Source organism: bacterium (assembly GCA_040755755.1).
Classification (GTDB): domain Bacteria; phylum SZUA-182; class SZUA-182; order DTGQ01; family DTGQ01; genus DTGQ01.
In genome coordinates this window covers 82,883-97,297 of record JBFLZW010000010.1, presented here as the reverse complement: position 1 = coordinate 97,297, position 14,415 = coordinate 82,883, and the positions used below count along the sequence as shown (strand labels likewise).

The following is a 14,415-nucleotide window of genomic DNA, read 5'->3' as shown; positions in this document are numbered from 1 at the left end:
TACCCTCTACCCCCAACACCCTTTTTACAAAGTGAGATCAACTATGAGCGCTATTTGTGGAATAATCGCTGACCAATCGAAAGATAGCATTCGCCAGATACTTGCAAGTATGCTTGCGGCCATGTCTTTTCGAGGGCCGGACGGTACAGGCATATATGGGGAAGATACCATCGGTCTGGGAGCCAGTATTCAGAGGACCGTTGGTGATAGTACTCAGCCTGTTACCAACGAAACAGGTGAAGTGATTGCTGTCTGTGACGGAGAGATCTACAACCACCAGGAAATAGGGTCCTGGCTCCTGGGCAGAGACCATAAGCTGTCAAGAGAATCGGATACGGAAATCATTCCCCATCTTTATGAAGAGCGCGGTGACAGTTTTGCTGCTGAGCTGAATGGAATTTTTACCATAGCCCTGTATGATGCACACCGCAGACGTCTTCTCCTGATCCGTGACCACCTTGGTTCCCGCTCTGTCTTCTACAGTGAAAAAGACTCGAAATTTATATTCGCGACCACGATTCGAGCTCTCCTGGGTACTGGTATTATAGGACGCAAGCTATCTCTCCAGGCAGTGGATCTATATTTCGCCGGCACCTGTGTTCCTCATCCCTATACCATGTTCGAGGAAATCAAGAGTGTACGTCCCGGCTATGCCGTTATCTGGGAAAACGGCTCGTGCAGAGAACATGAGTACTGGAGCCTCAATACTATTGTCGAGGATTATTCTACCAGTGAGGGAGATTTTCAGGATCAAATACGAGAGCTTGCGCTCAATGCCATCAAGATAAGGATGATAGGAGAAAAGCCGTTTGGAGCGATACTCAGCGGAGGTGTCGATTCCAGTCTCATTTCCTCCGTCCTTGCTCAGGCCGCACCAGATAAAAAACTCCAGACATTTTCCATCGGATTTGAAGAAGAATCGTTTGACGATTCTTCTTTGCAGGAAATTATGCTGAGCCGATACAACCTTCTGAAGAACAAGGCAACCTTACGGGCTGAAATGGCTGCTGATCTTCTTCAGAAAGTAATAAGGAACAGCGACTATCCTATCAATAACGCTTCGGCCATGGGCACATACCTTTGTATGGAACAGGTTAAATCTGCTGGTTTGGAAACTGTTTTTGATGGTGAAGCTGCTGACGAAATTTTTTGTGGCGGCGGCGGTGTTGTGGGAGAAAATCTTGTCGAACTGTTCGAGAGAATCCCCAAATTGTTCCGCACCGTAATATTTGGTCCTTGGGCAGGTTCGCTGCAGATCAACAGGACAGGGAAAGTAGCCGCTTTCAGGCGCTTGTGTCAAAGGGTTTGCATGTCGCCCATCGACCGGATGTTGACCTGGCTGCCTGCATTCGACCGTGAAACCAGACGCCAGCTCCTCACCGGAGAATATCAGCGGCTTGTGGGAAATTGGGATGAGCTTGAGCCCGGCAAATTTTACCTGCGGCGCGCACAATTCAAGGACGGGATAAACCTGTATCAGTACGGGGCATGCAAGACCTATCTGCCTAATGATCTTCTCTTTAAAAATGAACGGATGTCAGCCGCACACGGGGTGGTGAACAGAACCCCCTTCATTGATTATAGATTGGTAGAACTGGCCTTCAGAATCCCGGCTAAATATAAACTGACAGGTTATACACCACAAAGCGCTGAGAAAAAGCTGATCTACCGGAAGGCGATCCAGGGTTTGATCCCGGAAGAAATCCGCCTGCATAAAAAAATACGGGGATTCAGCCAGCCTACTGCTCTCTGGATGCGCAAGGAGTTAAAAGATTTTATCCTTGATATCGTTCTGGGGAAACAGTGTATTGGCCGCGGAATATTGAATCCGGTTTTTATACGAAAAATTGTCGAAGAACATATGAGCGGTGTGGGTGACCGCGACCGGCTGATATGGGGAATAGTAACCTTTGAATTATGGATGCGTGAATTCGTTGATTAATAGGAAAATTAAGTTCTTCCATATATTTTCCACCTTTGTACCAGGCGGGGTGCAGGTACGAATGTCTATGATTATTAATGCCCTTCCTGAATATTTTCACCATACCATCATGGCCATGGACCAAAGATTAGATGCAAAGAATCTTGTCCACGATGATAAAGTTACCGTAAATTATATAACTCCTGTGCGTAAAGAAAGCCCTTCCTTCTTTACCATTCCCAAACTGGCGAAGATAATTTACTCGATGGTTCCAGACATTGTTCTAACATACAATTGGGGTGCCATCGATGCCATCTTAGCAGCCAAGATATGCAATTTCAATAAGATTATCCATATGGAAGCGGGCTTTCGGCCCGATGAGGCAGAGGTACCGCAGAAGAAACGAAGAATCCTCTTTCGGCGTTTTCTGTTTCGCCATGTATCAGGAGTGATCGTACCATCGGCTAATTTACGGGGGATTGCTGAAAATATCTGGCAGATACCCCGGGATAAAATCATTTATATTCCGAACGGTGTTGATTGTAACCGTTTTTCGCTCCGGAAAACCGATGAAGCCCGCCAAGAGTTGGGTATAGGAAATGAAACCTGTATCATTGGCACAGTAGCCCATCTGCGGGAGGAAAAAAATATCGGTTTACTCATCCGGTCCCTGGCAGGTATCAAGACACTCATCCCTCCACCGCATCTTATAATCGTCGGCGATGGGCCGGAAAAGGACGGGCTGATGAATTTAGCCGAAGAACTGGGAATCAAAGAAAGAATCCATTTTTTCGGGCATCATAAAGATACTCCCCGCTACTATCAAATGATGGACATATTTGCCCTGTCTTCAAAAACCGAGCAGATGCCTGTGTCGGTTCTGGAAGCAATGGCCAGTGGACTGCCGGTATTGAGTACTGATGTCGGAGATATCCGGAACATGGTGGATAGGGAAAATCACGCTTTTATTGTTCCCCGGGAGAATGAACCACAGTATCAGGCAGCACTTGAGCAATTGATCACGAACAGGGAAAAACGGTCATACCTTGGCATGAAAAACAGGCACAAGTGCATATCCGAATACCGGCATGATCAGATGATAAATGCCTATCATAATCTGTATCGAAGAGTGCTCGCAAATGAAAGATAAGCGCCTATGAAAGTCCTTGTTTATACTACCCTTTTCCCAAACCATCACCAGCCGAACAACAATATATTCATAAAAAAGCGCATGTTCCACTTTGCCCAGCTCAGGAACTGCGAAATTAAAGTCGTCGCTCCGATCCCCTACTGCCCTCCCCTGCCTGTTTTCGGCAAAAAATATCAATACTCCCAGATTAAAAAGTACGAGCTCATGAACAACATCGAAGTTTTTCACCCCCGCTATCCCCTTGTCCCGAAAATAAGCATGCCTTTTCATGGTTTTGCCATGTACCTTTCTACCATTGGTCTGATTAAAAAAATCTCTAAGGTCTTTCCCTTTGACCTTATAGATGGCCATTACATTTTTCCCGATGGCCTGGCGGCCTTACTGTGCAGCAAGTGCATCAACAGGCCTCTCGTTTTATCAGCGAGAGGTTCCGACATAAACCAGTTTACCCGTTTTAAGTCTATTAAACCCATGATACGGTATACATTGAATCAGGCAGATCATGTCATTTCGGTCTGTAATGCTTTAAAGCAGGAGATGACCGATCTTGGCATTGATGAAAAAAAAATCAGTGTCATACCCAATGGAGTTGACATAGATATTTTTTATCCTATAGATAAAGAGGAAGCCCGAAGAAAGCTTCTCATCAACCAGGATCACAAGGTCATTGTATCGGTTGGCAGTCTTATCCCACGCAAAGGATTCCATATTATCCTGGAAACCCTGCCAGGGTTAATCCAGAGGGATGCGAAAATTCATCTTTATATTATCGGAGAAGGCCACTACCGCTCCTCATTGGAAAAACAGATAAAAGACCTGCATCTGGACCGGCACGTGACCCTCGTGGGCGAGGTGGCGAATGACGAACTGAAGTTTTGGTACAGTTCGGCTGATGTTTTCTGCCTGGCCAGTTCACGAGAAGGCTGGGCCAACGTCATTATGGAATCCCTGGCATGTGGAACACCGGTAGTTGCAACCAGAGTTTATGGTGCTCCTGAAATAATAACCTCAGCCGCGGTTGGAATATTGGTGGACAGCACTCCTCAATCCCTCTCTGAAGGCTTAAAAACAGCTCTGGAAACTGCCTGGAACAGAGAATCGATACATGCCCATGTAAAGAACCGCACCTGGTTTACAGTCGCTGATGAAGTCAAGTCGATTTTCGATATGGTCTTGAGCAGGTAACCAGCCAACTGAGGCCAGACAGTGTTCTTACTCGTACTTGCTCTATTCTTGGGTTTATTCATTGGTGCATTATGGCAGCCAATCTTTGGAATTTTAGGCTATCTTGCCGTCTATTTAATCTGGGATCCAGGCATGTGGTGGGGAAAGGCCATTAACCAGTATTTGCCGAGACCATCCTTTATGGCTATGGCGTTTTTAGTAATCGGTGCAATAATACACCTAGGTGAATTAGACTGGTCTTTTTCCCGGAGAGAGTATGAGCTTTATTTATTTCTTGGAATGATCTTTTTAAGCTCTTTCGTTTTTGGCATTGGTGTACAGGATGACAGTTGGGTATATATCGTAAAGATGGCCAAAATGTTCGTCTTTATTTTCCTGTTAATCAGGGTTGTCCATTCCCTCCACGATTATAATCTGTTAGTCTGGATATTTATCATAAGCACACTGTTTTTGTCCTACGAGGGTCATACAGTTTCAGCCGGCTATTATTATAAAGGGAGACTGGAATTCATTGGAGGTGTGGATTTCGGCGAGGCAAATGGTGTTGCTGCCGTATCGGCTATAGGTACCCTTTTCTTAGGTCTTGGAATATTATATGCCTCAACATGGTGGAAGAAATCACTTTACCTGCTTGGGACTGCTTTTACTATAGATACCATCATCTTAACCCAATCCCGCGGGGTTTTTGCAGGCCTTCTCATCGTGATTCCCTATATCCTTCTTTGGGCACCTTCCCAATACCGTAAAAAAATCTGTATCTTTGCCGGAGTGGGTATTGTACTTTTTGTAACGCTCGTAAGTGGAAACTTCATGACCCGGATGAAGACAATGTCAGAGGAATTGGAATATGATCAGGAAGAAAGACTGTCGAGAACAGATTACTGGAGGACATCTCTCCAGATATTCAAAGATCACCCTTTGGGGATCGGCGTCAAGAATTTTCAAAAAATAGTAACGGCTTATGACCCTCGCAATCCGGGAATGGATGCTCATAATACCTACGTCATATGCTACAGCGAAACAGGCATCTTAGGAATAATTCTATTTCTTATTATCATTGCCGAAACCTTCCTGCAATTGAGGCGGATTCACCTTATGGCGATAAACCTGCCGGAGAATGAGATAACCTTTTATGCATTGGCTTTGGGAGGAGCACTTATAGTGTATTTGACAGGCTATGGAATGACTCATACAACACTCTATAAAGAAATACTCTGGATATTACTTGCTCTGCCTATCTGCCTGGAAAACGTTGCCCGAAACTTATTATCTGAAGCATCACAGGAAATATATGATAGTGAGCTCTAGAAAATTAATTTTGTTGTTGTTTCTGATCATCTTACCGGGAATTTTTTCTCAGGCTCCGCTACTTCTGGCCATGAACCAGACTACCGGCTCATTCCAGCGGGTTCCGGCAATTCCGATACGGCCGGAATACAAGCAATTCAGAATCTTAATCTGGCAATACGGCACATCGGTGATGAAAGATCTTGATCTGTACCGGAAAGCCGGATTTTGCGGATTTCATATCGATAGAGGATCAGGGAAAGAAAAACTTGCTCAGTTTTCGCTCGAAAACCGGCTTCCCTATTATGTGGATCATGTAGGTGACAAGGGGTTTCTCTATCTCACGGGAAATAGAATCGCTTCGGTTACCGATAAGCATGGTTTAGCCACCCGGCCTCACAGTTTGGCTGATCCAAAGACCATTGCGCAGATAAAACAGCACATCACTAAAAATATTATGGCAACCAAAGAGGGATATGTTCTTGCGTATGCCTTTGATGATGAGATCTCGTTAGGGCGTATGGTAACGCCGTGTGATGTGGACATACATCCTGAATCAATCGCCTGGTTCAGAAAATGGTTGCAGAACCGATATGGAAATGTTGACAGGTTAAATAACCAGTGGGGAACCTCATTCGGGAGTTTTTCCGAGGTCCTGCCGCAGGGTTTTGAAGAGGTGCGAAAGAAATTACCCGTCAAGCATCTTTCCCGATGGAATCTTTCACCCTGGATGGACTTCAGGAGCTTTATGGACTTTCAGTTTGCCTCGGTGCTGGCCGACCTTACGCACCATGCAAACACTCTTGATCCCAATACCCCGGCAGGTTTTGTCGGAGGGCAGGCTCCGGGGCCCTGGGGTGGTTACGATTACGCCCTGCTGAGCCGGGCGGTTCAGTGGATGGAAGCATACAATATTCATGGCACTAATGAAATCCTGCGGTCGTTTTGGAATAATGACCGGCGGCTCCGTATGCAGACCTTTTTTTCCACGCAAAATCCAAAGTTAGATTCATGGTTCCTCTGGTACTATCTGCTTCATGGTAATCAAGCGGTGATCGCCTGGCCGGAGGGATGGTTCCGGGGTGAGGGGTATGACATCGCACCCTATATCCTCGCCAATAAGAATACCTTTCAGGAGATTCAGGGAGAAATAAGCGAACCGCTGCTGAGCTCTGAAACCGTCTTTGAAGCGGACCCTATCGGCATCTACTACAGCCATCCCAGTATTCAGGCAGGATGGGCAATGGATGCCATTGTTCACGGCGGAACATGGTTTAACCGGAAGGACTCGATAGATAACGTGAACCAATCGAGCGGCATACTTCGCCAGGTGTGGTGCAAGCTCCTGGAAGATATGGGATATCAATATGATTTCATAAGCTACCTTGATGTCCGGGAGGGGGTTATTGATCTGCTCTCAAAATTCAAGGTAATTATTTTACCCAAAACCATTTGCCTTTCCGGGATCGAAGTGAATGCCCTTCGAAAATTTGTGGCTGCCGGAGGTATCCTGGTCGCTGATAATCTGTGCGGAGTGCTTGATGAGCACGGCAAGGGGCAAAAGCAGGGAGTGCTCGATGACCTGTTCGGGATCCGGAGGAGGGAATCAGCAGGATATATGAATGGTAAGGGAATCACCGAGATCAATGCCGAAAAATATCGGCAGCCATTTCTCAAACGCCTTTCATACTATGATGGCGCCTCCCGGTATAAAGAGATCGTGGTTTTCGAGCTGGGGATCGGTCATGGGCCGCAGGCTCAAGGGATTGAGGTCAAAGATACACGAAGTTTATTTCATTGGCTTGATCAGAATACATCGGTTCTTATCAGGAATCGTGCTGACAAGGGGTATGCCGTTTATCTTAACCTCTCACCGATAGAATATTGGGATACAGGCAAACGGTTCTCACGCTATGGCGATACCTGGAGGGAGATAATGTCCGGTATCATGAAGATGGCCGGACTGAAGCCGAGAGTGAAAGTTTTTGAACAGGGTAATGCTGCAAACATGATCGAGTGTCTCTCCTGGAAAAACGGCAGCAGGCATTATCTTGGCCTGGTAAAAAATCCGGCGGAACAAAAAGGTCCTCAGAGAGTATCTGAAAAATCAACCATTCAGGATATAACCGGCAAGGAAGTCAAGATTCGCCTGGAGTTCAGGGAACCAGTACAGAAATTGATCAACCTGCGGTCTCGTAAGGTCCTTGGGGGAGGCGGCCGGGTGTTTTCGGATGACTTCAGGCCCTGGGAGGGTAATTTCTATGAAGTGGTTTTCTAGTTTTGGCGAGCCAGGCTGTTGAAGCCGTCGAGTGTCTGAAAACCGGACATTGGATAAGGTAAGATTTTTATTGTAACTGCTTGATATATGGTTCTTTTTTCTCAAAAGTGCGAGAGTTCTCAAAAAAACATTGTCTGAAATCTAAACAGTTGACCGGCAAAGTTAAATCTTCTTAACTATTTGATGAATAAGTATTTTATTGTGCTATCCAGCATTCTTCCCCTCTAAGTCATTAAAGAAGCCCTTCACTTTTAACCTGGATGGATCGGCTGCTGTTTTTGCTAAAGCTACCAGGACGGGAAAAAAGGGTTTTGACTGAATTCAAAACGGGAGCTTAACCCTACAATTCCCCTGGCATGGTTGTTGCAAAAATAAGAAGTGCTTAAGCACACGATCTAGATCGGCTACAGACGGATAATTCAGCTACTGGCAGGAATTCATCTGGAAACAGCAGGCCAATCTGACCACCACATGAGGAGGAAAAAAAGTGAAAGGTATTCTGAACGCACACAAATACTTAGTGATTACTCTGGCGATCGTGATAAGTTTAGCCTTTTTGTCATCTGCCCAGGCTCTACAGGTTACTTTATGGGATGGTACCAATGCCCCTCTAACGGTTGCCGATGGTGACCTAAATGATTCTAATTCCGCCACTGGCTATGTCACCTATATAGGCAACTATGGTACCTTTGTAATGAACGTCACTACCGGAAGCTCGAAACCGGGTATCGGTTCAGCTAACGTACCGATGATGGACATCAACTCATTTGAAACAAGTTCTTCATCCGGCGGAACTATTCAGGTCAGCGTAAGCGATAATGGCTTTGGACCTATGAATGCTGGCCTGAGCGGATTTCATATCGAGTACAGTGGTACAACACCTGGTACTGTTTCAGGAGCCGTTTATTGGGACGATACCGATGCCCTCTACGACCCCTTAACTGGAGCTGGGACGCAACACCTTATTTCTTCTCTGCCGGCACAAACGGGAAGCTTCGGTGTGGAAGATAACCCAGCGGGTATTCCTGCAAATTCTCCTTTCTCTCTGACCATGATAGCGACGATAACCCATACTGGTGCCCAGTTCACTTCACTGGATTTCTCGCTTGTACCAACCCCTGAACCCGGAACCATCCTCCTGGTCGGATTAGGACTCCTTGGCCTCGGGATCATCGGAAGGAAAAAAATGGAAGTATAAGGTTTAATGCGCTTCAGGCAGAAGAAATATTCAAGAAGGAGCGAGAGGCCCTCTCGCTCCTTCTTTCGCTTGTCTGACCCCTTTCTCCCTCTTCCATTCCGGGCAAGATAAACCAGTATGCTCTCACCAACTGGCCATTGTTCACCATCCTGGTTCAATCTTGGCTCACCTTCGGCCAGTTCCTTACTCAAGACGACGGCTCATAATAAAGATATCAGGCCATATCGGGCGGCTTCGAAATAAACAGTGTTTGTATTCGAGCACTCTGTTTACTCTGTAAAGATCCAAAAGGGAGGGAATTTCAGTCATGATCCAGGTGAAAACGAATAAAAATCACCCCAAAAGCAGTATGTCTCTTTCACTTTCATTCATTTTCCTGCTCTGTGTCTCGTGCCTGCTGCCAGTCTCGGCCTTGAGCGGATGCACGAAAACAAAGCAGCAGCATGTTGAGAGAAGTGAAAATTTTCTGAAGAAAAAAGATTACAATGCAGCCATTATCGAGCTTAAGTGCGCTGTCAACCTTGATCCTGACGATCACCAGGTACGACTGAAACTTGCTGAAACGTATTTCCAGACAGGTAAACCGGAAAATGCTGAAAAGGAACTCAAGCGGATAATCAGCAAAAAAAGCGATATCAGTCAGGCACATTTCCTCCTGGCTTCCATTTACCAGGTCAGGCAGGAAAATGATAATGCTCTCAAAGAGGCCAGGCTCGCTTTGGAATTGTTGAAAAAAGATGGCCAGAATACTGAGGAAGCACGGCTGCAAAAATCTAAAACCCATAATCTCCTGGCGACAATTTACCGGCAAACGAAGGAATATCCTCTGGCCAAGTCACACTTTGAGCATGCACTGGAGTTGGATCCTGCCAATATCGAATTTATTATCAATCAGGGCTGCCTCTCCATGGATATGAAAAATTATGTCGATGCCAAAGAGAGATTCGAGAAAGCCAGGGATCTTGCGCCGAACGATATCAAGCCTTATCTGGCATTAGGAAAATATGCCTATTCACTGAAAGAGTATCAGCAAGCGGAAGCTTCCTACCGAAAGGTCCTGAACATAGATCCCTCTTCTCTGGAAGCCATGACTGTCCTGGGAGATATCTTGATCCATCGGAATCAGCTTGACGAGGCTATCAAACAGGGGAGTGTGATTATCCAGAAGTATCCGAAGCAGCCGTATGGATATCATATCAGAGGAGAGGCAAAATTTTACCAAGGTAAAACGAATGAAGCGATCCTTGACCTTTCGAAAGCAGTCAGTATATATCCGGCAAGCATCAATGCACATTACCTGCTTGGCATGGCATACTATAAAATCAACCAAAAGGACCAAAGCATCAGCTCACTTCAGGAGGTAATCAAGCTTGATCCCGATCATCTTGGTGCCCGTTCCCTCCTTGCTGCCGCAAACCTCGATCTGAAGAGGTATGATATAGCTCTGGAGGAAGCACAAAAGGGGTTAAGCCTGTCTGCGGAAAATCCATATCTCCATAACCTTGTGGGTCTTGCATATATCGGCCAGAATCAGTTAGACAAGGGGATGGAAGAGCTGCAATTGGCACTCCAGGAAGACCCGAATTTTATGATGACCTATCGAAGCCTGGCCACTCTTCATCAGGTGAGCGGAGAGAAAGATGATGCTATTAAAGTTTATGAGTCTGCCATTAAGATCGATCCTCACAATATAAGCTTTTACCCTCCTCTGATTTTAGCCTATCTCGATCAGAATTCGCCCGAGCAGGCACTGAATATCTGCTCCACTGCTCTTGCATCCGGCGGTCCCAGTCCGGAGATATTCCATAACCTCATGGGCTTGGCCTATGTGCGGCAGGGCAAACTGGATAAGGCGAGGGAAAGCTTTACCAAGGCCGCTTCTCTCAATCCCAGGTTCCTGAGCGCACAGTATAACCTTGCCAAGCTGGATTTCCAGGAAGGTCATCCTCAGCAGGCCATAGCCGGGTATGAAAAGATTGTCAAACAGGATCCTGAAAATGTTGAGGCTCTCATCGGCCTGGCTGACATCTATGCAAAAACCGGCAACCGGGAGAAACAAATCGCCTCTCTTCAGGAAGTGCTTGCCACAAAGCCTCAGCATGAGGGCGCCTTGGTAAAACTGGCTCAGATATATTCTCAGCAAGGTAATTTTAAAGCTGTCATAGAAATAGCCAGGAAAGTCCTTGTAGCAGTACCGGATTCGAATCTGGCGCAGAGCATTCTTGCCGCAGCCTACCTGGGAAACAAGGAATATGGTCCGGCCATTACCGAAACGCAAAAGATAGTCCAGATGAATCCAAAGGATTTATCGGCCCAGGCACGCCTGATTCATACGTATGGTCTTAATAAGGAATATGATAAAGCAAAAGCAATGCTGGAGGACAGCCTATCCAAATCACCCAAAGATGCCTCTGCCATCCTGGGTAATTTAGCGGTATATGCTTTAAACAGCGGCGATACTCAGAAAGCTGTGGAATACTTGAACAGGGCTTTACAAGCAGATCCCCAGAATGAAAAAAACTATCTCATGCTTTATACCGCTTATATGCGGCTTAAGCAATCTGAAGCAGCTCTTGGCGTCTTACAGGCAGGCATTGAAAAATTACCCGATTCCGCAGATTTGAGATTGAATCTAGGAAATGCTTATTCCCGGTTCAACAAGCCAAAGGAAAGTATCGAACAATGCCAGTACCTTGTTGAAAAATTAGGTGTCAAAAAAAGCATCGTATATCTTCTCATGGCCGATACCTACCTGAAGATACATGAAGAAGGCAAAGCGGAAGATTCCTATAAAAAGGCCATTCAATCGGATCCCAATAATATCATGGCTTATAACAATCTGGCCTGCTTCTACACCGATAAAGGGAAAAACCTTGATCAATCACTGGTATTTGCCCAAAAAGCAAACAGTCTGGCTCCCCGGAATCCTTATGTACTCGATACTCTGGGAATGGTTTATATCAAGATGAACAAGCCGGGCCAGGCAATAGAAAAACTGACCCTGGCAGCAGATCTGGATAAGGGAAATCAACCGGCTATCGGGTATCATCTCGCTCTGGCGTTATATCGGAATGGGGAAAAGGAAAAGGCTCTGGCTCAACTGAATCAGGTATTGTCGAAGCAAAAGGAATTCCCTGAAAAGAAAGAGGCCGAGCAGTTGTTAAGGGAAATGACCAGGTGAGAATAAGCAGGGTTGAAGCCATCATTCCAGTCTATATGCTGAGAATGCCATGAATTATTATTCCATTCCAACACTTATGAGCTGCCTGTTTACTTTTGGGCTGGCCCTTTTCGTCCTTCATCAAGGCCATGACAGGTTGCAGAATAAAGCCTTTGCTCTTGCCGCGACGAGCGTGAGCATTATGGAGTTTGGCAATTTCATGGCCTTGAATTCATCTCATCCCGGTGGATTACTATTTTGGGCACGCATCAGCTTAGTGGGATGCTGCCTTATACCGCCCAACTGGTCTTTATTCAGTCTGGTTTTTGCCAAGGCCAGCTATGAGACAATACCGAAAAAGCATAAATTTTTTCTGGCGGCCGTATACATCGTGGCATTTTGCTTTCTCATTTTCGTTCCTTCAAACCGCTTCATCAGCCTGCCGGATTTTCAGAGCAGCCGGTATGATTTCGTTCTCCTGAGAGTCGCAGGCAGGCTTTTCACCCTTTTTCTCTTAGTGACCATTGCTTTTATTCTGGTCAACCTGGAGGCAATTTATCGAAATTCCCAGGGAGCTCAAAGGTGGCAAATCAAGTACAGCATTATCGCCATATTTGCTGCCTTCAGCTATTTCATATACATTATCAGCAGGGCATTGCTTTTTCGTCTCATGTACGTGTCATATCTGCCTGTCGGATCATCAGTCATTTTATTCTGCTCCGGCCTGCTCGCCTACAGCTTTATCAGGCATCGACTCATGCATATTGATATTTTCATCTCACGGCAGGTATTTTATGGATCGTTTACCCTGCTGACAATCAGTCTCTATCTCATTATGGTTGGGTTCATCGGTGAATTGGTGAAAATCCTGGGACTCGGTTTTAATCAATTATTTTATCCGGTCTTTGTTCTGTCAAGCCTTATGGCCCTGGCAGCCATCTGCCTGTCTAAAAAGAACTGGACCGTGCTCAAAAGGTATATCGACAGACATTTTTATAAGAATAAGTATGACTATCGGTTTGAATGGATCGAGCTGACCAACAGAATCAGTTCCGTGGTTGAGATTAAGGAGTTATTAGCCCGGTCTATCGATCTTATCGCTGAAACAATGTGCGTAAGCGAGGTATCGATCTGGCTTTTTGATGATGAAGATAAAAAATTTCATCTTTCTGCTTCCCGTTATCTCCATCTGCCGGAATCTGAAATGTTCGTGAGCCTGGATCATCCTTTAATTGGATATCTCAAGGAAAAAGCCGGCCCTTTTTCTCTTGTTCCCAAAACAGAAGATCATAAGGCCGAAGAGCTGTATCATGCCCACAGGAAATTCTTTAACCGATATAAAATTTGTACAGTAACACCCTTGATGGTCAAAGATGATCTTATCGGCTTTATGACCCTGGGGGAGGAAGTTACCGGAGCGGTTTATAATTATGAAGATTTCGATATCCTGAAAACCATGTGCCATCAGGTGGCCAATGGCATCTTAAAGATTAAGCTGGCAGAGCGTCTCGGACTTGCCCGTGAAATGGAGCTTATGAACAGGGTCTCATCATTTGTTCTCCATGATTTGAAAAATTACGTTTCGATGCTCTCCCTGATTGTCCAGAATGCTGCCCAAAATATGGATAATCCTGAATTTCAACGGGACGTCTTGCTGACCATTTCAAAAACGATAGAAAACATGAAGGAATTCATGGCCAAGATGTCCAGTCTGCCCAGGGAAATACTGCTCAATAAGATACCCTGTAATCTGTCTGAATTATCGAAAGATACCATCGAGAAGATCAAATCATGCAAGAACGGGATTACGATAATCGAAAACTACGGCAAGTTGCCTATGGTCAATTTAGATCCGGAAAAAATTCAAAGTGTTATCCGCAACCTTATTATCAATGCCCAGGAATCCATACCGGATGGCGGAATTGTCTCGGTTTCGACTTTTACCCAAAATGGAGACATTGTCATTGAGGTAAAGGATAACGGGCCTGGCATACCCCGTGAATTTCTGAAGGAAAAATTATTCAAACCTTTTCAGACAACCAAAAAACGAGGGCTGGGTATTGGCCTCTACCAATGTAAAGCGATTGTCGCAGCCCATCAGGGGAAGATAGAAGTGGAGAGCGAAGAGGGATCAGGAGCCCTGTTTAGAATATACCTGCCAGCGAAGAAGTAAGGTATCAGTAAATTAACTGAAGATCTCTTGTCCTAACGTTAATTTCCTGTCATGATCTGGAGC

At 45.5% G+C, this 14,415-nt stretch carries 8 protein-coding genes; all 8 read left to right on the top strand.

Annotated elements, in window-relative coordinates; translation table 11 throughout:
• The first annotated feature begins 43 nt into the window (after positions 1–43).
• Complete coding sequence (gene asnB / locus AB1611_03785; GenBank protein ID MEW6378715.1) at positions 44–1,942, top strand: asparagine synthase (glutamine-hydrolyzing); 1,899 nt, start codon at positions 44–46, stop codon at positions 1,940–1,942.
• Complete coding sequence (locus AB1611_03780) at positions 1,926–3,071, top strand: glycosyltransferase (protein ID MEW6378714.1); 1,146 nt, start codon at positions 1,926–1,928, stop codon at positions 3,069–3,071. The genes asnB and AB1611_03780 overlap by 17 nt, the downstream gene beginning before the upstream one ends.
• Before the next feature lie 6 nt (positions 3,072–3,077).
• The gene (locus AB1611_03775; GenBank protein ID MEW6378713.1) at positions 3,078–4,256 is read left to right on the top strand and encodes a glycosyltransferase family 4 protein; all 1,179 of its coding nucleotides are present in this window, start codon (positions 3,078–3,080) and stop codon (positions 4,254–4,256) included.
• A 48-nt stretch (positions 4,257–4,304) separates the two neighbouring features.
• Complete coding sequence (locus AB1611_03770) at positions 4,305–5,564, top strand: O-antigen ligase family protein (protein ID MEW6378712.1); 1,260 nt, start codon at positions 4,305–4,307, stop codon at positions 5,562–5,564.
• Between the two features lie 10 nt (positions 5,565–5,574).
• Positions 5,575–7,821, top strand: a complete 2,247-nt coding sequence (locus tag AB1611_03765; protein ID MEW6378711.1) for an alpha-amylase family protein — start codon at positions 5,575–5,577, stop codon at positions 7,819–7,821.
• A 487-nt stretch (positions 7,822–8,308) separates the two neighbouring features.
• Positions 8,309–9,019, top strand: a complete 711-nt coding sequence (locus tag AB1611_03760; protein ID MEW6378710.1) for a PEP-CTERM sorting domain-containing protein — start codon at positions 8,309–8,311, stop codon at positions 9,017–9,019.
• 307 nt (positions 9,020–9,326) lie between these two features.
• The gene (gene prsT / locus AB1611_03755; protein ID MEW6378709.1) at positions 9,327–12,200 is read left to right on the top strand and encodes an XrtA/PEP-CTERM system TPR-repeat protein PrsT; all 2,874 of its coding nucleotides are present in this window, start codon (positions 9,327–9,329) and stop codon (positions 12,198–12,200) included.
• A 76-nt stretch (positions 12,201–12,276) separates the two neighbouring features.
• A complete protein-coding gene (prsK, locus tag AB1611_03750) occupies positions 12,277–14,352 on the top strand; it encodes an XrtA/PEP-CTERM system histidine kinase PrsK (protein MEW6378708.1) in 2,076 nt (691 codons plus the stop codon).
• Positions 14,353–14,415 lie beyond the last annotated feature (63 nt).